Source organism: Pseudomonas sp. AC242 (genome assembly GCF_979258655.1).
This window is the reverse complement of record NZ_OZ409873.1, coordinates 2667980-2693661: the sequence shown is the minus strand read 5'-3', so window position 1 is coordinate 2693661 and position 25682 is coordinate 2667980. Positions and strand designations below refer to the sequence as shown.

The following is a 25682-nucleotide window of genomic DNA, read 5'->3' as shown; positions in this document are numbered from 1 at the left end:
AGTCCTCAGCCGTCACTTATTTGCCGACGAACCAGCGGAAATACGGGTTGCCGCCATCACCGCGCATCACCTCGCCGATATCCCGTGCCCAGGCATCGCGGTCGCCGTCATAGGCATGCAGGCTGGCGCGATAGAACTGCATCAAGCGCTGGCGATGGCTTTCCATGCGTTCATTGAATCCGGCATCGGCATTCACCAGTGGCGGCGCCTGATACAGGTCCAACAGTGCCGGCAACACGCGCGTGATTTCTTTGCTGCGCACCCACGGCGCGTACTCGATGCGCGGTTGATCGTCGGTCACCGCAGGTGCATCGGCGGCAAAGCGTTCAAGCCCGGCGCGATCGGTGACCCAGGTCGCGAGCAGGGCAGCGGCCGAGCCGATACCGACATCCTGCAAGGTGCTACGCACGCTGTCCTGCTGGAAACGCGCGGTAATTTTTGCGACGTCCATTTCCATCGGCTGCAGCGAACCGACCAGCAGCATCTCGTGGAATTCGCTGGTCCACAGCGAGGCATACGGGAACACATCAAGGAAGCTGCGCACCAGCGAACGCGAGTCGTCGATGTTCTGCGTCGGCAACGGCAGCCACTGCGCGACGATGCCTTTGTGCTCCAGGCGACTCGCCGCCAACTGATAGAAATCCCGCGAATACAGATTGACCACACCGGCCGCAGAGGGCGGTGGCGGTTCGAGGGTGATCAGGTCGTAGGTTTGTGCGCTGCGTAGCAGTTCCTGGCGCCCGTCGCGCAGACGCACATCGACGCCGGGATCGCTGGCGGCGTTGAAGTTGCCCTTGAACAACGGCGCGGCTTTGACCACTGACGGCAGCAACTCGGCGACCACCCGATGTTCCAGCCCCGGGTAGCGCAGCAGGGCGCCAGCAGTGATGCCGGTGCCGAAACCGATCACCAGTGTCGAGCGTGGCTCACCGTTGTGAATCAACAGCGGCAGCAAGGCTTGCACGCGCATGTAGCGCAGTGAAGGCATGGCGTCACCAGTGTTCGACACGCCTTGGATATACAAACGATGAAAGGTGTTATCGCCGCGACCTTGAGCAACCACGGCCACGGTGCCACCGCGGCCTTCTTCGTAGAACGACAGAGTGCCATTGCGCGCACCGGGTAACAGGCTGGCGAGTTTGTCGACCGGGGTAAACACGGCAAATGCAACCGAGACCAGACCGAGGGCAACCACGGCCTGACGCCGGCCTTTCTTCACGTGATGACCTCTGCGTACGGCAAAATAGCCGATGCCGGCGGCGATAATCGCCAGCAGGCCCAAGGTGCGCACCAGCCCCAGCAGCGGGATCAACAGGAAGCCGCAGAGCATCACCCCGACGATTCCGCCGAGGGTATTGAAAGCGACCACGGCACCCACATCCCGACCTACGCGTTCATGGCCGACACTCAAACGCAGTGCCAGCGGAAACGCCGCGCCAAGCAGCAGCGTCGGTACAAAGACAATGCTCAACGCTGCCACCGCAAAGCGTGCACTCATGCCGGCCAACTCACTGGCGCCCAGGCTCAACAGCCAGATTTCCGCCTGACTCTGCGCGATCACCAGCCAGCGTCCGAGCAGGGCGATTTCCAGTAGCGCGACCAGCCCGGCACCGGCAATCAGCAAACCGAACACGCCCCACGGATCACGGATACGCTCGACCCGGCGCGCGAGCAGGGCGCTGCCGATAAACAGCCCGGTCAGATAGGTCGCCAGCACCACGGCAAATGCGTAGGTGCGGGTGCTCATGAACTGCACGATCGATTGCGACCAGACCACTTCATAACCGAGCGCCACGCCACCGGCGATGGAGTACAGCCACAGCGCGGTTCGATCCGGGGCTTTTTCCGCGTGGTGTTTGACGGTGGTGGTCAGGGGCGCCGGATGCTGCCGGGCCAGCCATAACGCACCGATGGCTGCCAGCAGATTGAGCATCGCCGCGAACAAGGCACTGCCACGCACACCAAGGCTGGCGATCAACACGAACGCGGCGAGGAGGGTGCCGACAATCGCCCCCAAGGTATTCGCCGCATACAACTGACCGCCGGCCTTGCCCGGATCGGCGGCGAGCGAACGCACCAGCACCGGCAGGGTGCCGCCCATCAACACCGCCGGCAGGCCGACCAATGCGAACGGCAATATCCACGCGATCAGGCCGACATGCTCTTGCAGCCAGGCAAACGGACTGGCCGCCAGGCTCATGGCCACGGTCGCGCCGACGCCGAGAATCGCCACCAGCACTTCCAGCCCGGCATACAGCAACACCGGCTGCTGCAAGCGATCGGCCCAGCGCCCGAACAGCCAGCCACCGATAGCCAAGCCTGCGAAAAACGCACTGATACCGGTGGTGATCGCATACACCTCGACGCCGACCACCAGCGACAGTTGCTTGATCCACAGCACCTGATAGACCAGCGCCGCCGCGCCGGAGATGCACAGCAGCAGGGCGGGGAACAGCAGCGCGGGAGCGGCGGTATGCGAGGCGGGTATGGCCGACGGCTTGCTGGCGATACGTGAGGACATGCGGAGGCCTTAATTCAGAAGTGATTGTGACGGTGCTGGCCCCTTCGCGAGCAGGCTCCCACACTGGACCTGTGGCCACCACAAATCCCCTGTGGGAGCGAGCCTGCTCGCGAAGAAGCCGACACGGTCCCAAGTCAAAAAAAGGGCCGCCCGCCGGTGACGGCGAGCGGCAGTCGAGCGGTGTTACTGTGCAGCTTTCTGCTTCTCGGCGATCTTGGCATCAACTGCCTGCCGGATCTGGTCAATGCTGAAGCTTGCAGGGCGCTGACTTGGTGGATATTCGATGAAGGTCTGCAGGAACTCGGCTGCCTTCATCACGGCCACTTCGGTCAGGAAGACGTTTTTCGTCGCCCAGTCATAGTATTGATCGGAAACGATGTCCGCACGTTCGTACGGGTCCATGCGCAGGTTGAAGATCTTCGGTACACGCAGGCACACGAAAGGTTCGCTCCAGACTTTGAACCCACCCGGCGCTCGCTGTTCGCAGAACACTGCCTTCAGGTTGTCGTAGCGCATGGAAACCAGCACGCCGTCATCGTTGAAGTAGTAGAACTCTTTACGCTCGCCCTTGGGTTGTTGGCCGGTGAGGTAGGGCAACTGGTTATAACCGTCCAGATGCACCTTGAAGCTGGTGCCGCCGGAAACCGGTGACCAGCCCTTGAGCAGCTTGTCTTTGACGCCCGTGTCGCCAGCAGCGGCCAGCAGGGTCGGGAACCAGTCCAGGCCGGAGAACATCTCGTTGGAGACCTCGCCTGCCTTGATCTTGCCCGGCCAGCGGACGATTGCCGGAACCCGATACGCGCCTTCCCAGTTGGAGTTCTTCTCGTTACGGAACGGCGTCGTCGCCGCGTCCGGCCAGGAGAACTGGTTCGGGCCGTTGTCGGTGGTATAGACGACGATGGTGTTGTCGGTGATTTTCAGGTCATCGAGGGTTTTCAACAGTTTGCCGACGTCACCGTCATGTTCAATCATGCCGTCCGCATACTCATTGCCGGCCATGCCGCTTTGGCCGCGCATCGATTCACGCACGTGGGTGAACAAGTGCATGCGCGTGGTGTTCATCCAGACGAAGAACGGTTTGTCCGCCTTGGCCTGTTTCTCAATGAACGCTTGTGCAGCCGCCGTGGTTTCGTCGTCGATGGTTTCCATGCGCTTGGTCGTCAAGGCGCCGGTGTCTTCGATCTTGCCATCAGCGAAGCTGTGAATCACACCGCGCGGAGTGAAGGCCTTGGTGAACTCCTGATTGTCCTTGGGCCAGTTGGGACGCTCTGGCTCTTCCTCTGCGTTGAGGTGATACAGGTTGCCGAAAAACTCGTCGAAACCGTGGTTGGTCGGCAAGTATTCGTCGCGGTCACCGAGGTGGTTCTTGCCGAACTGGCCGGTGGCGTAACCCTGCGATTTCAGCGCCTGGGCGATGGTAATGTCGCGCTTTTGCAGGCCGACCGTGGCACCGGGAAGGCCGACTTTCGACAAGCCAGTACGCAGCGGTGTCTGCCCTGTGATGAACGAGGATCGACCGGCGGTGCAGCTGTTCTCCGCATAGTAGTCGGTGAACATCATGCCTTCTTTGGCGATGCGGTCGATGTTCGGGGTCTTGTAGCCCACCACCCCCATCGAATAGGCGCTGATATTGGTCTGGCCGATGTCATCGCCGAAGATTACGAGAATGTTGGGTTTCTCAGCCGCTGTGGCAGTTGCCGACAGCGCCATGACCGAAGTCGCCACCAGGGCGAGTTTCGGTAGCCACTTGCGTATGCGAGTCATATGACTAGCTCCTTTTCGCGGGGGTCGTTTATTGCGACTAACGTTTATTGCAGTCCTGCATCACGCTTTCTTATTGCACCTGCCCGGTGACCGCAGGCTCGAACGGGTAGATCCGACGCCACTCCGACGCCATGTCAACCACGGTCCAGCCACGGGAATTTGCTTCATCGAGGGCTTTGTCGAGCCGGCCGATATCGGATTGACGGTCATAGGCCCATTCGCGCTTGGCGTCGGTGTGGTGCACCAGGCCCATGAAGCGTTTACCGGAACCGGCGGCGGTCCACTGCAGCATCTGCAGGTCGCCGTCGGAATTGCCGAAGGCGAGGATCGGCCGTTTGCCGATCACCGCATCAATGCTTTCCGGTTTGCCGGGGCCGTCGTCGTTGTGCGCCAGTTTCGCTGTGCGCACGATCGAGGCCTTGCCGTCCTTGTACTGAAATGACGTGATGAAGGTGGTGCCGATCACCTGTTCCGGCGGGATGCCGTAGACCTTCTCGGCGAAGGCGCGCATGAACCCGGTGTCGCCGCCGGAGACGATGTAGGTCTTGAAGTCCTGTTTGCGCAGGTAGTCGAGCATTTCCAGCATCGGCTGGAAGATCATCTCGGTGTACGGCTTGCCGGTTTTCGGATGGCGCGCCTGACTGAGCCAGGTTTTGGCGTAGTCATCGAAGGCTTCGGTGGTCATGCCGGTGTGGGTCGCCCCGACGATTTTCAGCAGGCCCTCCATGCCGGAAGCGGCCAGCGCCTTGTGATCGTTTTCCAGCACGGCTTTGAACGGCTGGGTAGTCTTCCACTCCGGATGCTGCGCGGCGTTGCGCTTGACCTCATCGAAGGCAAACAGCAATTCGAAATAGGCCGGTTGTTCGCTCCATAACGTACCGTCGTTGTCGAACACGGCGATGCGGTCGCCCGGTTTGACGAAGTCCTTGCTGGTCTGGTCGGTCACCGCCTGCACGAATTCGATAATGTTCTTCTTCGCCGGGCCGTCATTCCACGACGGCAGCGGCTCGCTGGCCTGAGCCAGCAATGGCAGGGCGAGGCCAAACAACAGGGCGAGTCCGAAACGTTGGCGTTGCCGTAGCGCAGTCGTCATGGGAAATCCTTCTCGTGAACGGGGTTGAGCGGGCGCAGGGCCGAGGCCGGTTTCGCCTGCTGCTGTTCGGCCTGACTGTGAAGCGTAGTCAATGATTCGCGCAGTTGAACGAGTGTTTGCTCGGTGCTTGGCTGACGACCGTAAATCCCGCGTAATAGGCCTTGCAGGCGCGGGCCGGCATCGACCAGTTTCAGCCCCAGCCGACTGCGGCGCAGCCACAGGTACAGCGCGCTCAATTGAGGAGGGCAGGCTTGCAGTTGTGCGTTGACTTGCTGCCAGGCGAAGTCAGGGGATTGCTGCCATGCCCGTTGTTGCGCCTGGCGGCGTACTTGCCACTGTTGCCGGGCGCGGTTAAACGCTGGACGCAACAGATAAGCGGCACCGACGACCGCCACGATCAGGGTCAGCCACCACAGCCAGCGTGTAGAGAAGTGCAGGCGATTCTGGCCGAGTTGCTTGAGGTCTTCGCTGATCGAAAAGACCGCTTTGTAAGGCGTGCCGGCTGCTGCTTCGAACGTCACCGCCGGCACTTGCGCGGTGCGCGATTGGCGAGTGCCGGCGTCCCACCATTTCACCTCGATGGCCGGCAACGTGTGCGAGCCGGCCTTGTCGATGCGGTAGCTGACGCTGTCGATGCGCTGACCGCCGAGGATGTCACCGCGACCGTCGTCCAGAGCGGTGACTTGCGGGGTTTTCGCATAGCGGCTCAGACCGGGAACATCACCGAGCATTGGAATCGGCAGGGCCATGGCCAGTGCGCCGTCCGCTTGCAGGGTCAGTTGGCGGGTGATGCTGTCGCCGACTTTCAACGGCGTCGCCGAGTGGGTGATGCTCTGAGTGAAACGCAAACCGTTGGCCACCAGCGGTGTTTCCCCGGGTTTGAAGCCGGGCGGCTGGGCCGCGCTGAACTGCACCGGTTGGCTCTGCGCACTGATTTCTGTCGTGGCCTGACCGGGTGTGGCGCGCACGGTCAGCGCCGGAATGTCGAAGCTGCGCGCGACGTTCGGGGTAATCAGGTAGCTGTAGCGCAAACCGCTGAAGGCCTGACCGTCGATGGTTTGATTGAGATGCTGCGCCTGACCGTCCGGCGGCATTACCAGGGCGCCGTCGAGCTTCAGGTCGGGCAGGGTGGCGGCGCTGGTGAACCAGGTGTCGGTGAGGACGTCGATTTGCAGCTCGACCAGACCGCCAACCATGGCGCCTTCGGCGGGTTGCAGGTGGGCCTGGACTTTGAGTTGGGGTTCGGCGGCGAAAGCATTGAGGCTGAGCAGACTTGCCAGGAACCAGAAGCTGATTCTTGCGATGATCAATCTGGCCCCATCGCTGGCAAGCCAGCTCCCACAGGGTTTTATGGTGTTCACAAAATCGGTGATAACACCGGAGTTCCCTGTGGGAGCTGGCTTGCCAGCGATAGGGCCAGCAGGGTTTGGACGCTTCATGGCCTGGCTCCCTGCTGATCCTGCAAGCTGAACTTTTGCTTGAGAAACTTCGCCGGCGATGTGGTCAGGTTCTGCAGCCACAAAGCATCGGACGCAGCCTGCTCGGTCTCGACCTTTTTGCTCTGACCCTTACCCGGCGCCTTGTCGAATTTCACCTCATCGGGCTTGGTCTCCGGGGCGTTTTTCTCGGCGCTTTCGGTGTCCTTGAGCAGCGCTTGCGCCAGCGCCAGATTGGCCGTGGCTTCGGGGAACTGCGGTTGCAGCTTCAAGGCCTGGGTATACGCGGCGATGGCCTCATCGAACTTGAAGCGGCGCACGTAAATATTGCCCAGATAGAAATACGCCTGCGGCGTGTCGAGCCGCGCGAAGGTCGCCAGGGCGAGGTCGTAATCGGCCGCGTGATACGCCGCGACACCTTTCCAGTACGGGTCGACAAACAGCGCGGCAGCCTGCGGCAAATGCTCATGTTCGAACGCCCAGCGACCTTGCTGGTCGCGGGTGAAAAACGCATCGGTCAGGGCGTTGGCCTGCGCCGGTGCTGCTGGCCAGCCCAAGCCAATCGCCAGTGCCAGCGCGGGCATCCAGTTGACGCTCCAGCCCTTGCGCACATTGCACAGCGCCAACAGCAACAACGGCCAGCACAGCCAGTAACCGGCGTCTTTCCAGTGCAATTCGCGCTGCTCGGCGCTGGCCCTCTGAAAATGCTGCTGCGCGTGCAACTCGATCCAGTCCAGATCATCGTCATTGACGCTCAGGCTGCCCAGTGGCGCATCGAGAGCGGAGGCCAATTGCTTGATTGCTGCCGGATCGAAACCGCCCAGTGCCGGGCGCCCGTTGGCATCGGTGCGCGGCTGGCCGTTGGCCTCATGAATGATGCCGCCGTCCTCATTGCCAACGGCCAATACCAGCACTTGTAATGGACTGTCGCCCACACGCTTGTCGAGGCCGTCGAGTTCTGCGGTGTCAGCGCCGTCAGTGATCAGCAGCAGGCTGCCGGGTGTTTTTTCGGCATTGAGCAAGCGTTTCGCCTGATCGATCACCGCGCCGACGTCTTTGCCCGGTTTGTCGATCAACCCGCTGCCCAAGGCTTGAATGAAGGTGTCGAGCAGCGCCGGATCGTCGGTCGGTGGCAACACCAGATGGGCGCTGCCGGCGTAGGCGATCAGTGCGGTGCGAGCGCCGGCGCGGCGCTGGATCAGATCGTGCAGTTTGTGTTTCGCCGCTTCCAGTCGGCTCGGCTGCACATCGCTGGCGTCCATCGATGGCGACAGATCCACGGCAACAATCAGCGGCGCACGATTTTCAAGGAAGTCCGGCCGATCCTGTTCCCAGGTCGGTCCGGCGGCGGCGACGGCGCCGAGGATCAACAGTGCGCACAGCAGGTGCACCGGGCGCAGGCGCTGATGGTCCTGCGGAGTCACCAGCAGATGCGGCAACAAGTGCTCGGCGATATTGCCGCGCAGCCGTCGTTGCAGGTCGCGACCACGCCGCCAGAGCAGCGGCAGCACGGCACCGAACAGTGCGAGCAGCAGCCATAGGGGGCGGAGGAAATGGAAGTCGCTGAGGTTGATCTCCATCTCAGGCCTCCTGCCGCTGACGGGCAAACGCCAGACGCACACGCAGCAGCGCGCCAAGGTGATACAGCCCCAACAGCGCAACCGCCGCGCCCAGCGGCCAGTAGAACAACTCGCGTTGTGGTTGATGGCTGAGGGTTTTCACCTGGTGTGGCGTGAGACGATCGAGGGTGCTGTAGACCTGATCCAGCGCGTTGCGGTCTTCGGCGCGGAAGAACTGGCCGCCAGTGGTTTTGGCGATCTGTTCCAGCGCCGACAAGTTGACCTTGGCTTCACCGGACGCGCTCGGGTCACCGATGCCGATGGTGTGAATGATCACGCCTTTGTTGGCGGCCATTTCAGCGGCGTGATCCGGGGTGATCGCGCTGCTGGTGTCGTTGCCGTCGGTAAGCAGGATCAGCACTTTTTCCTGCTCGTGGGCCTTGTCCAGCAGCTTCAGGCTCAAACCGATCGCGTCACCGATCGCCGTATTGGGGCCGGCCATGCCGATACCGGTGTCGGCCAGCAGCAGCGAGAGGCTGGCGTGATCGAGGGTCAGCGGCGCCTGCGGGTAGGCGCCGGTGCCAAACACGATCAGACCGAGGCGGTCGTCCTTGCGCTTGTCGATAAAGCCCTGCACCACGTCTTTGACGGCAGCGAGGCGGTTGATTTTTGCGCCGCTGGCGTTGGTGAAGTCTTCGGTTTCCATTGACTGCGAGAGGTCGATGGCAAGCATCAGGTCGCGTACCGGTTGTTGCCGTTCGATGGGCTTTTCCACGAAAACCGGGCGTGCGGCGGCCAGCAGAATCAAGGCCCAGACCAGAACATTCAGCAGCAGTTGCCAGTGATTGCGGCGGTTGCCGACGATGCCCGGGGCCTCACCGACCGCGCGGCTCATGGCTGCGAAAAACGGCACACGCACGGCACTGCGGGCCTCGTTGTAGGCGGGCAGATAGCGGTAAGCCAGCCAAGGTAATGGCAGCAGAAGCAACAGCCAGGGGTAATCAAGCTGCCACATGGTGATGCTCCATCCAGTATTGGCAGATATCGAACAGCGCCTGCCGTTGAGGCGCGGGCAGGGCGCGCAAGGTGTCGTCGGGGGCGTAGGCGAGTTGTGCGAGTTGTTCGCTGAAATCGGCCGGGAGCGGCTTTTTGCAGTGGCGCTGCAAGAAAAATTGCCAATCCTCCCGACCAAGCGCCGCAGGACCCTGTGGGAGCTGGCTTGCCAGCGATGGCGTCCTGTCCGTCGATACAGATGTTGGATGTGATGGCCCCATCGCTGGCAAGCCAGCTCCCACAGGGTTTGCATTCCAGCGAGTAGGCTTGTGCATCGGCATCGAGAGCGCCACACGTTTGAGCAGTTCCGGCAATTCACGCAAGGCATTCAAGTCATCACTGCGGCTGCGCAACTGCGCCAGACGCGCCAGGCCTTCGCGCCGATAAGCGTCTCTGCGCCATTGCACATAGCGCCGAATGCCGATCAACAACGCGGCCAATATGAGCAGGGCGAGCAACACCCACCAACCCCACGTCTGCGGCGCATAACTGACCGGCTCGGGCAGGCCCAGCTCTTTAAGCTGTTCAATGCTCGGGATATTCGGGTTCATCGCCGTGCCCCGGCACTTTTGCCCAGCTCGGCGCGCAGTTGTGCGTGCGCCTCTTCGGCGGTACTGAACATCATCAACGGCACCTGACTGCGGCGCAGCAAAGTGGCGACGTCTTTCAGCCGGCCGCTGAGAAAATCCCCCAGCGGTTGGTGCACGTTGCGTTTTTCCACCGCCAGTTCCACCTGCAATTCGCCTTGGGTAACCAGCAGGCGACCATTGCTCGGCAGCTTCATCGCCAGCGGGTCGTAGACCTGCAGCGCAATCACATCGTTGTGCGCCGACAATTGCCGCATCAGTTGCAAGGTTCGTTCACCGGCCCCGGCGAAGTCGCTGACGATGCAGATCAAATGGTCGTGCCCGGCCAGGGCGAGGCAGCGTTGCAAGACCTTGTCCAACTGGTCTTCGTCTTCGGCGTCGGGGTTGGCCGCGCTGAGTGCCTGATTCTGCTCGGCGATACGGCTGAGCAAGGCTTCGACGCGTTTGCGGCTGCGCAGCGGCGCAATGCTGTCGATTCGCTGATCGTTGAACACCAGCCCGCCGACCCGATCGCCGGCGTTGAACACCATCCACGCCGCCAGTGCCGCGAGTTCGGCGCCGAGGGCCGATTTGAAGCTGCGCTGCGAGCCGAAGAACATCGACATGCGCTGATCGACGACGATCAACGCCGGGCGGTCGCGCTCTTCGGTGAAGGTACGCACCACCGGTTTGCCGGTGCGCAGCGAGGCGCGCCAGTCGAGGTGACGCAAATCATCGCCCGGCTGATAGCGACGCAGCTCATCGAAATTCAAGCCACGCCCACGCAGGCGCGAAGCATGGTTGCCGGCGAGGATGCTGCCCCGCGGCTGTCGTGCGAGAAAACTCAGGTCACGGGCCTTGAACTCCAGCGCCATCAATTGCGCGAGAGAGACGTAGACCAGACCTTCGTCGTTCATGCCGGAATCGCCACTTTGTCGAGAATCCGGTCGAGCACCTGATCGGCACTGACGCCGTCGGCCACCGCGTCGTAGCTCAATTGCAGGCGATGGCGCAGCACCGGATGCACCACCGCGCGCACGTTGTCCGGCGAGACAAAGTCCTGACCTTGCAGCCACGCATCGGCGCGGGCGCAACGGTCCAGGCCAATGCCGCCGCGAGGACTGGCACCGATGGCAATCCAGCGTGCGAGGTCTTCGTCGTAATCGGCGGGGTGACGGGTGGCGTTGATCAGGTCGATCAGGTAGCTGTCGATGGCCGGAGAGACATGTACCGCGCTGACTTCTTTGCGCGCGGCGAAGATCACCTCCTGCGGCAGGCTGAAACCTTTGGCTGACGTGGTGCTCGCGCCTTGGGCGAACTCTTCGTTGCGCAGCAGGCGCAGCACCTGGCTTTCGTTTTCGGCACTCGGGTAGTCGAGCAGGACTTTCATCAGGAAACGGTCCATCTGCGCTTCCGGCAGCGGATAGGTTCCTTCCTGTTCGATCGGGTTTTGCGTTGCCACCACGATGAACAGTTCCGGCAGCGCATGACTGTTACCGGCCACCGTAATCTGGCGTTCCTCCATGGCTTCGAGCAACGCCGCCTGCACCTTGGCCGGGGCGCGGTTGATCTCGTCCGCAAGAATCAGGTTGCCGAACAGCGGCCCCGGCTGAAAGCGGATTTCATTTTTGCCTTCGACCTGATGCAGCACCTCGGCGCCAGTGATGTCCGACGGCAGCAGATCCGGGGTGAACTGGATGCGGCTCATCTTCGCGTCGAGGTGTTTGGCCAGTGCTTTGACCGTGCGGGTCTTGGCCAGCCCCGGCAGACTTTCCAGCAGCAAGTGACCGTTGGCCAACAGGCCGAGGAGGATCTGGCGGATCACCTGATCCTGACCGAGTACGGCTTCGGCGATACTGGCTTGCAGGGCGTTGAGGTCGGTAAGCGCAGTCATGGGGGCAGTCCTTTGTGTCCGGTCTAGAAAAAGGCCAGGGTCAGGTTGACGCTGAAGCCGTTGCCTTCAGGGCGGTTCTTGGTGTCGAACTCCGGTACCCAGCGCGCACTGATATTGGCTTGGGCGTCGGCGAATTTACCGGTCCAGCCCACGACTGGGCCGGCGCCTACAGAGCGTCCGCGATAACCATTGAAGGTGTCGGCGGTCTGGCCTTTGTCATCGGTGAGTTGCTGGATGTAGCCGGCCGCAATACCCGCGCTCCAGCCATCGCCAAAACCATGGGTCCACAGTGCGTCGAGGGTGAAGATGTTGCCGTTGCGATAGTCGGTGGCGTCGTTCTCGGTATAGAACTCAAGACCGCTGGACAGCGTGAGTTCGCCGCCCTTGCCATCCAGATGCGTGAACGCCACCGTTGGCATGAAGGTGTAGTTGTTCTGTCCCGGGTTGGCCAGACGATCCTTGTTGTAGGCGCCGGTTGGCACGTAGATCGGCAGCGAAAACGAGATGTGGTTGAGCTCATCGAAGTGATAGCCGGCGGCAATCGGCGTGATCAAGGCGTCGGCGAATTGCGTGCCGGAATCGCTGTCCCCCAGGGTGCGCCCACGCGGGCCGGTGATGCTGGCTTTGATGTCGGTGTATTGCACCGGCACACCGATTGCCGAGGCGTAATTCCATGGGCCTTTGCCGGTGTCCCAGACGTGGGTGAAGTTGCCCATGGTGTAGGAGACTTTCATGTCGATCCCGCCGCTGACTGCGCCGGAAATCGGTGCACCGTCACTGCCCTTGAGCGAGCCGTCGTACCAGATGCTGGTGAGCGACATGACCCAACCCGGCTCGGGTGGGACGATCCCGGCGTTGGAAAACACCTGCTGGCCGGTGATCGGGCGACCGACGCCGCCCTCCGCTGCGTAAAGCAGAGGACTGCCGATCATGCACAGCGCCAACAGCGGGCGCACAACGTTGGGCTTGATCATTGATGACTCCGCTTATTGGTTTGAATTGATCGTATTGAGCAACGGCATTTTCCATTCACCACTGGCGACTTCCGGTTTCGGTATATCAAGGCGAACAATCCCCTGTGCCGAGCCGTTGGGTGTCGGCGGGCAGTTGGGCTGGGCGCCGACGCCACAGCTGACAAACATGGTCATCAGGCCGTATCCGGTGGCTTTGAAAACAGCGTGCATGGCGTTTTCCTTATTTGCCGAATGTCACATTGATACCCGTGTACACAACGAACTGCGGCAGCCCGTCGCCCTTGCGGTCGACCGTCCACTGCGGCTCGACGAAAGCGTTGAGGATGTTGCTGCCGGACTTCCAGGCTTTGCCAACACCCAGACCGAGCGGGATGTAGTGGGTGTCGTTTTTCAGGTCGAAAGTCCAGGTGCCGGTGGAGCGCAGGTACCAGCCTTTTTCCAGGTTATGGATGATGAACGGCTGCATGGTTGCGCTCTCGACGTGCGGGCGATCGTTGTCACCGGCAAACGAACTCTGGTACTGCACCAGCGCGCCGAGCAGTCCGCGCGGCGAGGCGTCGATGGCCACGGCGGCGAGGCCACCTTGCCATTTGCCGGTACCGAGTTCGTCCTGTTCGGCGGTCGGCGCAGTGATCAACGGGCCAATGCCCAATTGCACGCCTTCGGTTTTCAGAATGAAGATATCGAACAGGTTCAGATCGCCGATGCCGGTGCTGTAACCGTTGTGCGGATCGGGGCGGGTGCTGATCGGTAGCGTGGCGCGGACCAGTTGCGGCACGCCGATGAAATCGTTGGGCGCAATCGGCAGGGTGCCGCGCAGCAACACGTCATTGCTGTGCGCATTGCTGTCGTAGAGTTTCGGAGTGTAGTAGTCCTGCAGATTGGCGCCGGGCGCCACGTTCAACGGGTTGTTGCTTTTGTTCGAGTCCTCGGCGTTATCCGCCTGCACGCCACACGCAGCCGCCAGCGCACTGGCCAGAAAAAGAGTCTTCCCCACTCGATTGAACATCATCCCCGATTCCCTGGTGGCTTCTGGATACTCGGCACTTCTCGGCCGTTACGGCGTAATCCCTTTCTTATCAAGCCTGTAGGACACGTCTGAATGACGCTAGCAGCTAATCGGGAGTTAGCCAGCCGAATGGATTAATTCTTTGGTTTTGTGTACGGGTTCACAGGTGATTGTGTACCAACTATTCCATTGCTTACGGTGTAGGAGCTGTCGAGTGAAACGAGGCTGCGATCTTTTGATCTTGGTTTTGTGGATCAAAATCAGAGAATCGTCCGGTCGCGGTTTGAGCTCTCGGCAACTCCTACCCATACGTATTTCAATTCGGGATGTTTAAAGGTTGTTTTGATTTCGCGGAACGTTCCCACAAGGTTTTCAGGTTGTCCGTCGGACGTCGGGTCTCTAGCCTGTGTTCGTCGCTGCCAAATCAGCGACCGGGACTGGAAACCCCGACGGGTATTAGTGGCGCGTACACGCCTTTCATAACGTATCCTTGCGCACTTCAAATGTGTGCACTCCGTTATGGCGGCTGTGCGCGGGAGACCTTCGGGTCGACCGGGTCGCCGCTGCCCGGGTTTCCAACCTGCGTACAGCTGCCACCTCTTCGTCCGGAAACCGAATGGGACAGCTCCAACTTTCAGCGGAGTTACACCATGAAAAAACCAACACCCAACCCCCCAGAAGCAGAAGCCGACACTACATCCCCCTACGCCTCGGTCGACAGTAAAAAGCTCCACGAAGCCGCCGACCGCGCCCTCGATTTCTACCTCAACCCCTCCGCCCACATCATGTCCAGCGCCAACGAGCCGGAACCCATGTACCTCGCCAATCCCAGGTACAACACCGAATCCCTGCTAGCCAACGCCAGCGAAACCCTCGGCTCGGCCAGCGAAATGCTGATCAACTTCGCCGCCTCGCTGGAAACCTCGCAGCGCAAGACCGCATTGGGCATCGCACAGGTCGTCATGCTGGGCGAACTGGCCGTCAACCAAGCCCTCGATCACGTCGAACTCAATGACTGATCTCTGTTGAATGATCGTTCCCACGCAGAGCGTGGGAACGATCAGAATCAAAAGATCGCAGCCTTCGGCAGCTCCTACATGTGATGTCCGGTTTAGCTGTTTTTCTTGGCCTGTTCGCGGACGCGTTCTTCTTGCGCACGCGCTTCGGGGGTGAACTCGGCGCCGAAGTCTTCTGCGGAGAATATCTGGCGGATTTCGATATCGGACTCGCTCGGCATTGGGTTAGGGCAGCGCTTGACCCATTCGATGGCTTCTTCTTTCGACTTCACTTCCCAGATCCAGTAACCCGCCACCAATTCTTTGGTCTCGATGAACGGCCCGTCGATGACCGTGCGTTTGTCACCGGAGAAATGCACGCGAGCGCCTTTGCTGCTCGGATGCAGGCCATCGCAATCGATCAGGATGCCGGCCTTGACCAGTTCTTCGTTGAAGTTGCCCATGGCGGTGATCAGTTCTTCGCTGGGCATGATGCCGGCTTCCGAATCGGCGTTGGCTTTTACAAGGATCATGAAGCGCATGGCGTTTACTCCGTGGATTGTGGGGATTCGTTGTTTAGTCGAACGAGCCACACTTGAATCGACAGGGTCTCTGGTAAAAGTGCGGAGAATTTTTCACACCGCAGATCTCATTGTAGGAGTGAGCCTGCTCGCGATGGCGGTGGGTCATATACGCAGATGTTGACTGACAGACCGCTATCGCGAGCAGGCTCACTCCTACAGGGGAATGGTTGTGGTTTTGTATACAATTTTTCGCGCAGGCACCCAACAATTTCTAAACAGGGCATAGGTCGTCGGACAATTTCGTGGTTAACTTCGGCCTCTTGCATGCTTTCCAATCAAAACATCAGAAGGACTCAAGTCATGGCTCAAGTCACCCTTAAAGGCAATCCGGTTCAAGTCAACGGCCAGTTGCCACAAGCCGGTTCCAAGGCGCCAGCCTTTTCTCTGGTTGCCGGCAATCTGTCCGACGTCACCCTGAAAGACTTTGCCGGCAAGCGCAAAGTGCTGAACATCTTCCCAAGCGTTGACACCCCGACCTGCGCCACCTCGGTGCGCAAGTTCAACGCTCAGGCCAACGACATCAGCAACACCGTGGTGCTGTGCATCTCGGCTGACCTGCCGTTCGCTCAAGCACGCTTCTGCGGCGCCGAAGGTCTGGAAAACGTACAGAACCTGTCGACCCTGCGCGGTGCCGAGTTCATCGAGAACTACGGCGTGGCCATTGCTGACGGCCCGCTGAAAGGCCTGACCGCTCGTGCTGTCGTGGTTCTGGACGAAAACGACAACGTCCTGCACAGCGAACTGGTCAAGGAAATCGCCGAAGAGCCTAACTACGAAGCGGCACTGTCCGTTCTGAAATAAGCGCTTTTACAATTGTTAACGGCCTGGCCCTGTCCAGGCCGTTTTCATTTGTGTATCAGTGTTTTGCCTCACACCTTGAAACGTAAGGTGTAAGTAAATTGCCGGTAAAGCTGCTTTGCTAATTCCCCATCAGTGCTTATCGTTCAGCCTCCCGTAATAGAAGCCCACGCGCCCAATGGTTAATGACTCCATGCAATCGTCCCCCCGTAACTCCCGTCGCTGGCTGATCAGCCTGCTGGTCTTGTTGGTGATCGCCGTTCTGTGCTGGAAATTCTGGCCCGCCGGTTCAGCCCACAAGGAGGGCGCTGACAAGGCTGCGGCCGGGCACACCGGGCGTTCGGGGATGATGCGGCCGGGCTTCGGTGGTGGTAGCGGGCCAATCCCGGTACGCGTGGCGCCAGCAGTCACCGGCGACTTCCCGCTGTACTACAAGGCGCTGGGCACGGTGACCGCTCTCAACACCATCAATGTGCGTAGCCGGGTGGGCGGCGAATTGGTCAAGATCAATTTCGAAGAAGGGCAGATGGTCAAGGCCGGAGACCTGCTGGCCGAGATCGACCCGCGCCCGTACCAGAACGCCTTGCTGCAGGCCGAAGGCACCCTGCTGCAGAATCAGGCGCAACTGAAAAACGCTCAGGTCGATGTCGAGCGTTATCGCGGTCTGTACAAAGAGGACAGCATCGCCAAACAGACGCTGGACACCGCCGAAGCGCTGGTCGGTCAGTATCTCGGTACGGTCAAGACCAATCAGGCCGCGGTCAACGACGCCAAGCTCAATCTCGAATTCACCAAAATCCGCGCACCGATTGCCGGGCGTGTCGGTCTGCGTCAGGTTGACGTCGGCAACCTTGTCACCGCCAACGACACCACGTTCCTCGCCGTGATCACCCAGACCCAACCGATCAGCGTCGCCTTCACCTTGCCGGAAAACAGCCTCGAAACCGTGCTCGCCCGTTATCGCAGCGGCGCCAAACTGCCGGCTGAAGCGTGGGATCGCGGCGACACCAAACTGCAAGCCACCGGCGTTCTGCAAAGCCTCGACAACCAGATCGACGTCGCCACTGGCACCCTGAAGTTCAAGGCCCGCTACGAAAACCGCGATCAGGCGTTGTTCCCCAACCAGTTCGTCAACGTTCACTTGCTGGCTGACACACTCAAAGGCGTGGTGCTGGCACCGTCAGCGGCTATCCAGTTCGGTACCAACGGCACGTTCGTCTATGCGCTGGACGGCGACAAGAAAGTCACCATCCGCCAATTGAAGATTGGCGCCAGTGATGGCGAAAACACCGTGGTCACCGAAGGCCTGGCTGCCGGTGATCGCGTGGTGCTGGAAGGCACCGACCGCCTCAAGGAAGGCAGCGAAGTGGAAGTGGTCAACGACAGCAATCAAGTGCCGACCACGCCGACCGAACACCTGCAAGGCAAATCTGCCGCCACCCCGACTGACGCTGCTGTTTCCGACAAGGCCAAGAAGGGCGCATGAACATTTCGCGGCTGTTCATCCTCCGACCGGTAGCCACCACCCTGAGCATGCTGGCCATTGTGCTGGCCGGCCTGATTGCTTATCGCTTGCTGCCCGTTTCTGCACTGCCACAAGTCGATTACCCGACCATCCGCGTCATGACCCTGTATCCCGGCGCCAGCCCGGATGTGATGACCAGTGCCGTGACGGCGCCGCTCGAACGCCAGTTCGGGCAGATGCCGGGCCTGACGCAAATGGCCTCGACCAGCTCCGGCGGTGCGTCGGTGCTGACGTTGCGTTTCAGCCTCGACATCAACATGGACGTTGCCGAGCAGCAGGTGCAAGCCGCCATCAACGCCGCGACCAATCTGCTGCCAACCGATTTGCCGGCACCGCCGGTGTACAACAAGGTCAACCCGGCGGACACCCCGGTGCTGACCCTGGCGATTACCTCGAAAACCATGCTGTTACCCAAGCTCAATGACCTGGTCGATACGCGCATGGCGCAGAAAATCGCCCAGATCAGCGGCGTCGGCATGGTCAGCATTGCCGGCGGTCAGCGTCAGGCCGTACGCATCAAGGTCAACCCTGAGGCGCTGGCGGCCAACAGCCTGAACCTGTCCGACGTGCGCACCTTGATCAGTGCCTCCAACGTCAACCAGCCGAAGGGCAACTTCGACGGTCCGACCCGCGTGTCAATGCTCGATGCCAACGACCAACTGACCTCGCCCGAGGACTACGCCAATCTGATTCTCGCCTACAAGAACGGCGCGCCGTTACGGCTCAAGGACGTGGCGGAAATCGTCGATGGCGCCGAGAACGAGCGTCTCGCGGCGTGGGCCAACAAGAATCAGGCCGTGCTGCTGAACATCCAGCGTCAGCCGGGTGCCAACGTCATTGAGGTGGTCGACCGCATCAAGGCGTTGCTGCCGAGCATCACCGACAACCTGCCGGCCGGCCTTGATGTCACCGTGCTGACCGACCGTACGCAAACCATTCGCGCCTCGGTCACTGATGTGCAACACGAATTGCTCATCGCCATCGCCCTGGTAGTAATGGTGACGTTCCTGTTCCTGCGCCGCGCCAGTGCGACGATCATTCCGTCGGTGGCCGTACCGCTGTCGCTGATCGGCACCTTTGGCGTGATGTATCTGGCCGGGTTCTCGGTGAACAACCTGACCCTGATGGCCCTGACCATTGCCACCGGTTTTGTGGTCGACGATGCGATCGTCATGCTGGAGAACATTTCGCGCTTCATCGAAGAAGGCGACAGCCCGATGCAGGCCGCGCTCAAAGGCGCCAAGCAGATTGGCTTCACCCTGATTTCCCTGACCCTGTCGCTGATCGCAGTACTGATTCCGCTGTTGTTCATGGCCGACGTGGTGGGGCGCTTGTTCCGCGAATTCGCCATCACTCTGGCTGTGGCAATCCTGATTTCACTGGTGGTCTCGCTGACCCTGACGCCGATGATGTGCGCGCGCTTGCTCAAGCGTGAGCCAGAAGCACATGAGCAGGGCCGTTTCTACCGCGCCAGCGGTGCAGTCATCGATTGGATGATCGCCGAGTATGGTCGGATGCTGCGCTGGGTGCTCAAGCATCAGCCGCTGACCTTGCTGGTGGCTATCGGCACGCTGGCGTTGACCGTGTTTCTGTACATGGTGGTGCCGAAGGGCTTCTTTCCGGTGCAGGACACCGGGGTGATTCAGGGTATTTCCGAGGCACCGCAGTCGATTTCCTTCGCGGCGATGGGCGAGCGTCAACAAGAGCTGGCGAAGATCATTCTCGAAGATCCGGCCGTACAGAGCCTGTCGTCCTACATCGGTGTCGACGGCGATAACGCCACGCTCAACAGCGGCCGCTTGCTGATCAACCTCAAGCCTCACGGTGAGCGCGATCTGAGCGCCACAGAAGTGATTGCGCGCCTGCAACCGCAGCTGGACAAACTGGTTGGCATCCGTCTGTTCATGCAACCGGTGCAGGATCTGACCATCGAGGACCGCGTCAGCCGCACGCAATACCAGTTCAGCATGTCTTCGCCGGATTCCGAACTGCTCAGCCAGTGGAGCGGCCGCCTGGTCGAAGCGCTGGCCCAGCGTCCGGAACTGACGGACGTCGCCAGTGATTTGCAGGACAAGGGTTTGCAGGTCTATCTGGTGATCGACCGCGATGCCGCCTCACGCCTGGGCGTTTCGGTGGCGAACATCACCGATGCGCTGTACGACGCCTTCGGGCAGCGACAGATCTCGACCATTTACACCCAGGCCAGCCAGTACCGCGTGGTGCTGCAGGCCCAGGCCGGGGAGAAGATCGGCCCGCAGGCGCTGGACCAGATTCACGTCAAGACCACCGATGGCGCACAGGTGCGTCTGTCGAGTCTCGCCCATGTCGAAGAGCGGCAGGCGCAACTGGCGATCACCCATATCGGCCAGTTCCCGGCGGTGATGATGTCGTTCAACCTGGCGCCCGGAGTGGCGTTGGGGCATGCGGTCGACATCATCGAGCAGGTACAGAAAGACATCGGCATGCCCGTCGGCGTGCAGACCCAGTTCCAGGGTGCAGCGGAAGCTTTCCAGGCGTCATTGTCGAGCACTTTGCTGCTGATTCTGGCGGCAGTGGTGACCATGTACATCGTGCTGGGCGTGCTGTACGAGAGCTACATTCACCCGATCACCATTCTTTCGACCTTGCCATCGGCGGCGGTCGGCGCCTTGCTGGCGTTGCTGCTCAGCGGCAATGACCTGGGCATGATCGCGATCATCGGTATCATTCTGCTGATCGGTATCGTGAAAAAGAACGCGATCATGATGATCGACTTCGCCCTCGATGCTGAACGCACCCAAGGCATGGCGCCGGAACAGGCGATTTATCAGGCGGCGCTGCTGCGCTTCCGGCCAATCCTCATGACCACGCTGGCGGCGCTGTTCGGTGCGGTGCCGTTGATGCTCGCCACCGGCTCCGGGGCTGAATTGCGTCAGCCGCTGGGTCTGGTGATGGTTGGCGGTCTGCTGGTGAGCCAGGTGCTGACGCTGTTCACCACGCCGGTGATCTACCTGTATTTCGACCGTCTTGGCCGGCGCTTTGGCAAGACCAATGCCGACACTGAAGAGGTGTCGGTATGACTACTGTCCGTACACATAACCCCTGTAGGCCTTCGCCTGCTCGCGATGAGGCCGGCACTTGCGACATCAATGTAAACAGACACACCGCTATCGCGAGCAGGCTCACTCCTACAGGGGATTGGTGTGACGTTGGGGATTGCGTTCGATGAACCTCTCCGGTCCTTTCATCAAACGCCCGGTGGCGACGATGCTGTTGAGCCTGGCAATCATGCTGCTCGGCGGCGTCAGCTTCGGCCTGCTGCCAGTGGCGCCGCTGCCGCAAATGGACTTCCCGGTGATCGTCGTGCAGGCCAGCCTGCCCGGTGCCAGCCCGGAGGTCATGGCATCCACCGTGGCGACGCCGCTGGAGCGCTCGTTCGGCGCGATCGCCGGCGTCAACACCATGAGCAGCCGTTCCAGTCAGGGCTCGACCCGGGTCATTCTGCAATTTGATCTCGACCGCGACATCAACGGCGCGGCGCGGGAAGTGCAGGCGGCGATCAACGCTTCGCGCAACCTGTTGCCGAGCGGGATGCGCAGCATGCCGACCTACAAGAAGGTCAACCCGTCGCAGGCGCCGATCATGGTGTTGTCGCTGACGTCGGACGTGCTGGAAAAAGGCCAGCTCTACGATTTGGCTTCGACCATTTTGTCCCAGAGCCTTTCACAGGTGCAGGGCGTCGGCGAAGTACAGATCGGCGGCAGTTCGCTGCCGGCGGTGCGTATCGAACTCGAACCGCAGGCGCTGAATCAGTACGGTGTAGCGCTCGACGATGTGCGCAAGACCATCGCCGATGCCAACGTGCGCCGGCCGAAGGGTTCGGTCGAAGACGGCCAGCGTTTGTGGCAGATCCAGGCCAATGATCAGCTGGAAAAAGCCAAGGATTACGAATCACTGATCATCCACTATGCCGATGGCGCAGCGCTGCGCCTCAAGGACGTGGCCAAGGTCAGTGATGGCGTCGAAGACCGCTACAACAGCGGCTTCTTCAACGATGACGCCGCCGTGCTGCTGGTGATCAACCGCCAGGCCGGCGCCAACATCATCGAGACGGTCAACGAGATCAAGGCGCAACTGCCGGCCCTGCAAGCGGTGTTGCCCGCCAGCGTGAAGCTGAATCTGGCCATGGACCGCTCGCCGGTGATCAAAGCCACCCTGCATGAAGCCGAGATGACCTTGCTGATTGCCGTGGCGCTGGTGATTCTGGTGGTGTTTCTGTTCCTCGGTAACTTCCGCGCCTCGCTGATTCCGACGTTGGCCGTGCCGGTGTCGCTGGTCGGCACCTTTGCGGTGATGTACCTCTACGGTTTCTCGCTGAACAACCTGTCGCTGATGGCGCTGATTCTGGCCACCGGTCTGGTGGTGGACGACGCCATCGTGGTGCTGGAGAACATTTCCCGGCACATCGACGAAGGCGTCAAACCGATGCAGGCCGCGTACCTCGGGGCCAAGGAAGTCGGGTTTACCTTGCTGTCGATGAACGTCTCGCTGGTGGCGGTGTTCCTCTCGATCCTGTTTATGGGCGGGATCGTCGAGAGCCTGTTTCGCGAGTTTTCCATCACCCTGGCCGCAGCCATCGTCGTGTCGCTGGTGGTTTCCCTGACGCTGACGCCGATGCTCTGCGCCCGTTGGCTGAAGCCGCACACACCCGGCCAGGAAAACCGCCTGCAACGCTGGAGCCGTCGCACCAACGACTGGATGGTCGGCAAATACGCCAGCAGCCTCGACTGGGTTTTGCGCCACCGGCGCCTGACGTTGCTCAGCTTGCTGATCACCGTCGGCGTCAACGTTGCGCTGTACGTGGTGGTGCCGAAAACCTTCATGCCACAGCAGGACACCGGCCAATTGATCGGTTTCGTACGCGGCGACGACGGCCTGTCGTTCAGCGTGATGCAGCCGAAAATGGAAATTTTCCGCCGCGCCGTGCTCAAGGACGAAGCGGTGGAAAGTGTCGCCGGGTTCATTGGCGGCAGCAACGGCACCAATAACGCCTTCATGCTGGTGCGTCTGAAGCCAATCAAGGAGCGCCAGCTCAACGCGCAGAAAGTCATCGAGCGCCTGCGCAAGGAAATGCCCAAGGTCCCCGGTGCGCAACTGATGCTGATGGCCGATCAGGATCTGCAATTTGGCGGCGGCCGCGAACAGACCACGTCGCAGTACAGCTACATCCTGCAAAGTGGTGATCTGGGCGAGTTGCGCAAGTGGTATCCAAAAGTGGTTACCGCGTTAAGGGCCTTGCCGGAACTGACGGCGATTGACGCCCGAGAGGGAGCGGGTGCCCAGCAAGTGACGTTGATCGTCGACCGCGATCAGGCCAAGCGCCTGGGGATCGACATGGACATGGTTACTTCGGTATTGAACAACGCCTACAGCCAGCGGCAGATTTCGACGATCTACGACAGCCTCAATCAGTATCAGGTGGTCATGGAGGTCAATCCGAAATACGCCCAGGACCCGGTGACGCTCAAGCAGGTGCAGGTGATCACCGCTGACGGTGCGCGGGTGCCGCTGTCGACGTTCGCTCATTACGAAAACAGCCTGGAAGACGACCGCGTCAGCCACGAAGGCCAGTTCGCCTCCGAAGACATTTCCTTCGACATGGCCGAAGGCGTGACGGTGGAGCAGGGCAGTGCTGCGATCGAGCGGGCGATTGCCAAGCTCGGCCTGCCGGAAGACGTCATCGCAAAAATGGCCGGCACCGCCGACGCCTTCGCCGCGACGCAAAAGAGCCAGCCGTTCATGATTCTCGGCGCGTTGCTGGCGGTGTATCTGGTGTTGGGTGTGCTGTATGAAAGCTACATTCATCCGCTGACGATTCTGTCGACCCTGCCGTCGGCCGGTGTCGGCGCGTTGCTGTCGATCTATGCGCTGGGCGGCGAGTTCAGCCTGATCTCGTTGCTTGGGTTGTTCCTGCTGATTGGCGTGGTGAAGAAAAACGCCATTCTGATGATCGACCTCGCGCTGCAACTGGAACGGCATCAGGGCTTGTCGCCGCTGGAATCGATCCGCAGCGCCTGTCTGCAACGCTTGCGGCCGATTCTGATGACCACCCTGGCGGCGATTCTCGGTGCCTTGCCGTTGCTGCTGGGCCGGGCCGAAGGCGCGGAAATGCGCCAGCCGCTGGGCCTGACCATCATCGGCGGGCTGATTTTCAGCCAGGTGCTGACGCTTTACACCACCCCGGTGGTTTACCTCTATCTTGACAAGCTGCGCCATCGTTTCAACAAATGGCGTGGCGTGCGCACTGACGCCGCTCTGGAAACTCCGCTATGACTGACCGTTCGCTTTTCAATCTGGCCACCGTTCGCGGCTCGCGTCTGCTGAGCCTGTCGCTGTGCGTGGCGATGCTCAGTGCCTGCGCCGTCGGCCCGGACTACCAACGGCCGCAAACTGCGGAAATCGCCCAGTACAAGGAGGCCGAGGGCTGGACTCAGGCCAACCCGAGCGATTCACTGGCCCGAGGGGCCTGGTGGGAGTTGTATGGCGATCAGCAGCTCAACGGCTTGATCGAGAAACTCAACAATTCCAACCAGACCGTCGCGCAGTCGGAAGCCCAGTACCGTCAGGCTCAGGCGTTGGTGCGCAGTGCCCGTGGCGCGTTTTATCCGAAAGTAGACTTGAGCCTCGGCAAGACCCGCTCCAGTCAGGGCACTGGCAGCAGCAGTTCGAGTCTGAGCAGTTCTTCCAGCGGTATCCGCGACACCTATAACGCCGAACTTGGCGTCAGTTGGGAAGCGGACGTGTGGGGCAAGCTGCGCCGTGGACTGGAAGCCGATGAGGCCAGCGCCCAGGCCAGTTTTGCCGATTTGGCTGCGATGCGCCTGAGTCAGCAATCGGAGCTGGTGCAGAACTACCTGCAACTGCGCGTGATCGATCAGCAGAAACGCCTGCTCGAAGCCACGGTCGCCGCCTACGAACGCTCGTTGAAGATGACCCAGAACCAGTACCGCGCAGGGGTTTCCGGGCGCGATGCGGTGGCGCAGGCACAGACACAACTGAAAAGCACCCAGGCCGATCTGGTTGACCTGATCTGGCAGCGCGCGCAATTCGAAAATGCGATTGCTGTGCTGACCGGACAGGCCCCGGCGGATTTCAACATTGCCGAAGTGCAGACCATTCCAAAGCTGCCGCAAGTGCCGTTGAGCCTGCCCTCGCAGTTGCTCGAGCGGCGCCCGGACATCGCTTCGGCAGAGCGTTCGGTGATTGCCGCCAACGCCAACATCGGCGTGGCCAAAGCGGCGTATTACCCAGATCTGAGCTTGAGTCTGAGCGGCGGCTACAGCAGCAGTACTTCGCAGAACCTGGTCAGCCTGCCCAACCGTTTCTGGTCGGTGGGGCCGAAACTGGCGCTGCCGCTGTTTGACGGTGGCATTCGTTCGGCGGAAGTCGACCGCACCGAGGCGGTGTATGACCAGACCGTGGCCAAGTACCGTCAGACCGTGCTCGACGGTTTCCGCGAAGTTGAAAACTATCTGGTGCAGCTCAAGGTGTATGAAGACGAAGCGGCGGTGCGCCAGGAGGCGCTCGATGCGGCGCGCGACTCCCTGCGCCTGACGGAGAACCAGTACAAGGCCGGGCTGATTGCATACATCGACGTCGTGGTGGTGCAAGCCACGGCGCTGAGCAATGAGCGCAGCGTGCTGAATATTCTGCAGAGTCGCTTGATCGCCAGCGTGCAACTGATTGCGGCGCTGGGCGGTGGTTGGGATGGGCAGCTGGATGTGAGCGATAACACCCGCTGAAGGTTGGCTTCACTGATCATTCCCACGCTCTGCGTGGGAATGCAGCCCGGGACGCTCCGCGTCCCATCCAGAGCCGAACGCAGAGCGTCCGCAGAGGCATTCCCACGCAGAGCGTGGGAACGATCGGGTA

The 25682-nt window shown here is 60.9% G+C and carries 19 protein-coding genes; 6 read left to right on the top strand and 13 right to left on the bottom strand.

The window, feature by feature from the left end; translation table 11 throughout:
* Positions 1 to 16: 16 nt before the first annotated feature.
* The 12 genes from ACZZ0A_RS12035 to ACZZ0A_RS11980 all read right to left on the bottom strand — a co-directional run bounded on the left by ACZZ0A_RS12035 (position 17) and on the right by ACZZ0A_RS11980 (position 13869).
* Entirely contained in the window at positions 17 to 2521 is a 2505-nt protein-coding gene (locus ACZZ0A_RS12035; protein WP_463543146.1) for a fused MFS/spermidine synthase, read from the bottom strand.
* A gap of 183 nt (positions 2522 to 2704) precedes the next feature.
* Positions 2705 to 4285: an arylsulfatase gene (locus tag ACZZ0A_RS12030; protein WP_007914401.1), complete on the bottom strand. Its 1581-nt coding sequence runs from the start codon at positions 4283 to 4285 to the stop codon at positions 2705 to 2707.
* A gap of 70 nt (positions 4286 to 4355) precedes the next feature.
* Positions 4356 to 5378 (bottom strand): HAD family hydrolase, encoded by a 1023-nt coding sequence (locus ACZZ0A_RS12025; RefSeq protein WP_273915467.1) that lies wholly within the window; start codon positions 5376 to 5378, stop codon positions 4356 to 4358.
* The gene (locus ACZZ0A_RS12020) at positions 5375 to 6817 is read right to left on the bottom strand and encodes a BatD family protein (RefSeq protein ID WP_463543145.1); all 1443 of its coding nucleotides are present in this window, start codon (positions 6815 to 6817) and stop codon (positions 5375 to 5377) included. The genes ACZZ0A_RS12025 and ACZZ0A_RS12020 overlap by 4 nt, the downstream gene beginning before the upstream one ends.
* A complete protein-coding gene (locus tag ACZZ0A_RS12015) occupies positions 6814 to 8394 on the bottom strand; it encodes a VWA domain-containing protein (protein WP_463543144.1) in 1581 nt (526 codons plus the stop codon). The genes ACZZ0A_RS12020 and ACZZ0A_RS12015 overlap by 4 nt, the downstream gene beginning before the upstream one ends.
* Position 8395: 1 nt before the next feature.
* A complete protein-coding gene (locus ACZZ0A_RS12010) occupies positions 8396 to 9388 on the bottom strand; it encodes a vWA domain-containing protein (protein ID WP_414894327.1) in 993 nt (330 codons plus the stop codon).
* Entirely contained in the window at positions 9375 to 9977 is a 603-nt protein-coding gene (locus ACZZ0A_RS12005; protein ID WP_463543143.1) for a DUF4381 domain-containing protein, read from the bottom strand. Before ACZZ0A_RS12005 ends, ACZZ0A_RS12010 begins: the two co-directional genes overlap by 14 nt.
* Positions 9974 to 10909: a DUF58 domain-containing protein gene (locus tag ACZZ0A_RS12000; protein ID WP_007914387.1), complete on the bottom strand. Its 936-nt coding sequence runs from the start codon at positions 10907 to 10909 to the stop codon at positions 9974 to 9976. The genes ACZZ0A_RS12005 and ACZZ0A_RS12000 overlap by 4 nt, the downstream gene beginning before the upstream one ends.
* Complete coding sequence (locus ACZZ0A_RS11995; RefSeq protein WP_463543142.1) at positions 10906 to 11886, bottom strand: AAA family ATPase; 981 nt, start codon at positions 11884 to 11886, stop codon at positions 10906 to 10908. Before ACZZ0A_RS11995 ends, ACZZ0A_RS12000 begins: the two co-directional genes overlap by 4 nt.
* Positions 11887 to 11909: 23 nt before the next feature.
* The gene (locus ACZZ0A_RS11990) at positions 11910 to 12860 is read right to left on the bottom strand and encodes a SphA family protein (RefSeq protein WP_095112059.1); all 951 of its coding nucleotides are present in this window, start codon (positions 12858 to 12860) and stop codon (positions 11910 to 11912) included.
* A gap of 12 nt (positions 12861 to 12872) precedes the next feature.
* Complete coding sequence (locus tag ACZZ0A_RS11985; protein ID WP_463543141.1) at positions 12873 to 13070, bottom strand: hypothetical protein; 198 nt, start codon at positions 13068 to 13070, stop codon at positions 12873 to 12875.
* A 10-nt stretch (positions 13071 to 13080) separates the two neighbouring features.
* On the bottom strand, positions 13081 to 13869 hold the full coding sequence (locus ACZZ0A_RS11980) for a hypothetical protein (protein WP_095112199.1): 789 nt from the start codon (positions 13867 to 13869) through the stop codon (positions 13081 to 13083).
* A gap of 650 nt (positions 13870 to 14519) precedes the next feature.
* Here ACZZ0A_RS11980 and ACZZ0A_RS11975 point away from each other — a divergent pair.
* A complete protein-coding gene (locus ACZZ0A_RS11975; RefSeq protein ID WP_007914378.1) occupies positions 14520 to 14888 on the top strand; it encodes a DUF6124 family protein in 369 nt (122 codons plus the stop codon).
* A gap of 92 nt (positions 14889 to 14980) precedes the next feature.
* Here the strand turns inward: ACZZ0A_RS11975 and ACZZ0A_RS11970 are convergent, their stop codons facing one another.
* The gene (locus tag ACZZ0A_RS11970) at positions 14981 to 15406 is read right to left on the bottom strand and encodes a YciI family protein (RefSeq protein ID WP_463543140.1); all 426 of its coding nucleotides are present in this window, start codon (positions 15404 to 15406) and stop codon (positions 14981 to 14983) included.
* Between the two features lie 342 nt (positions 15407 to 15748).
* Between ACZZ0A_RS11970 and tpx the strand changes: the two genes are divergently transcribed.
* From tpx to ACZZ0A_RS11945, 5 genes are all read left to right on the top strand, one after another.
* Entirely contained in the window at positions 15749 to 16249 is a 501-nt protein-coding gene (gene tpx, locus ACZZ0A_RS11965) for a thiol peroxidase (RefSeq protein WP_007955056.1), read from the top strand.
* A gap of 175 nt (positions 16250 to 16424) precedes the next feature.
* A complete protein-coding gene (locus ACZZ0A_RS11960) occupies positions 16425 to 17732 on the top strand; it encodes an MdtA/MuxA family multidrug efflux RND transporter periplasmic adaptor subunit (protein ID WP_463543139.1) in 1308 nt (435 codons plus the stop codon).
* Positions 17729 to 20830: an MdtB/MuxB family multidrug efflux RND transporter permease subunit gene (locus ACZZ0A_RS11955; RefSeq protein WP_463543138.1), complete on the top strand. Its 3102-nt coding sequence runs from the start codon at positions 17729 to 17731 to the stop codon at positions 20828 to 20830. Before ACZZ0A_RS11960 ends, ACZZ0A_RS11955 begins: the two co-directional genes overlap by 4 nt.
* A 145-nt stretch (positions 20831 to 20975) precedes the next feature.
* Positions 20976 to 24083 carry an efflux RND transporter permease subunit gene (locus ACZZ0A_RS11950; protein ID WP_007914366.1) on the top strand — a complete coding sequence of 1036 codons (3108 nt, stop codon included), beginning with the start codon at positions 20976 to 20978 and terminating at the stop codon, positions 24081 to 24083.
* Complete coding sequence (locus tag ACZZ0A_RS11945) at positions 24080 to 25552, top strand: efflux transporter outer membrane subunit (RefSeq protein WP_123375383.1); 1473 nt, start codon at positions 24080 to 24082, stop codon at positions 25550 to 25552. Before ACZZ0A_RS11950 ends, ACZZ0A_RS11945 begins: the two co-directional genes overlap by 4 nt.
* The last annotated feature ends 130 nt before the right edge of the window (positions 25553 to 25682 follow it).

Bases quoted from the DNA above. Each gene is read 5' to 3' on its own strand.
- ACZZ0A_RS12015 (WP_463543144.1), bottom strand. From the start codon at position 8,394: ATGGAGATCAACCTCAGCGACTTCCATTTCCTCCGCCCCCTATGGCTG.
- ACZZ0A_RS12020 (WP_463543145.1), bottom strand. From the start codon at position 6,817: ATGAAGCGTCCAAACCCTGCTGGCCCTATCGCTGGCAAGCCAGCTCCC.
- ACZZ0A_RS11990 (WP_095112059.1), bottom strand. From the start codon at position 12,860: ATGATCAAGCCCAACGTTGTGCGCCCGCTGTTGGCGCTGTGCATGATC.
- ACZZ0A_RS11980 (WP_095112199.1), bottom strand. From the start codon at position 13,869: ATGTTCAATCGAGTGGGGAAGACTCTTTTTCTGGCCAGTGCGCTGGCG.
- ACZZ0A_RS12035 (WP_463543146.1), bottom strand. From the start codon at position 2,521: ATGTCCTCACGTATCGCCAGCAAGCCGTCGGCCATACCCGCCTCGCAT.
- ACZZ0A_RS12030 (WP_007914401.1), bottom strand. From the start codon at position 4,285: ATGACTCGCATACGCAAGTGGCTACCGAAACTCGCCCTGGTGGCGACT.
- ACZZ0A_RS11975 (WP_007914378.1), top strand. From the start codon at position 14,520: ATGAAAAAACCAACACCCAACCCCCCAGAAGCAGAAGCCGACACTACA.
- ACZZ0A_RS11985 (WP_463543141.1), bottom strand. From the start codon at position 13,070: ATGCACGCTGTTTTCAAAGCCACCGGATACGGCCTGATGACCATGTTT.
- ACZZ0A_RS12005 (WP_463543143.1), bottom strand. From the start codon at position 9,977: ATGAACCCGAATATCCCGAGCATTGAACAGCTTAAAGAGCTGGGCCTG.
- ACZZ0A_RS11995 (WP_463543142.1), bottom strand. From the start codon at position 11,886: ATGACTGCGCTTACCGACCTCAACGCCCTGCAAGCCAGTATCGCCGAA.
- ACZZ0A_RS11945 (WP_123375383.1), top strand. From the start codon at position 24,080: ATGACTGACCGTTCGCTTTTCAATCTGGCCACCGTTCGCGGCTCGCGT.
- ACZZ0A_RS11960 (WP_463543139.1), top strand. From the start codon at position 16,425: ATGGTTAATGACTCCATGCAATCGTCCCCCCGTAACTCCCGTCGCTGG.
- ACZZ0A_RS11955 (WP_463543138.1), top strand. From the start codon at position 17,729: ATGAACATTTCGCGGCTGTTCATCCTCCGACCGGTAGCCACCACCCTG.
- ACZZ0A_RS12000 (WP_007914387.1), bottom strand. From the start codon at position 10,909: ATGAACGACGAAGGTCTGGTCTACGTCTCTCTCGCGCAATTGATGGCG.
- ACZZ0A_RS12010 (WP_414894327.1), bottom strand. From the start codon at position 9,388: ATGTGGCAGCTTGATTACCCCTGGCTGTTGCTTCTGCTGCCATTACCT.
- ACZZ0A_RS11950 (WP_007914366.1), top strand. From the start codon at position 20,976: ATGAACCTCTCCGGTCCTTTCATCAAACGCCCGGTGGCGACGATGCTG.
- ACZZ0A_RS12025 (WP_273915467.1), bottom strand. From the start codon at position 5,378: ATGACGACTGCGCTACGGCAACGCCAACGTTTCGGACTCGCCCTGTTG.
- tpx (WP_007955056.1), top strand. From the start codon at position 15,749: ATGGCTCAAGTCACCCTTAAAGGCAATCCGGTTCAAGTCAACGGCCAG.
- ACZZ0A_RS11970 (WP_463543140.1), bottom strand. From the start codon at position 15,406: ATGCGCTTCATGATCCTTGTAAAAGCCAACGCCGATTCGGAAGCCGGC.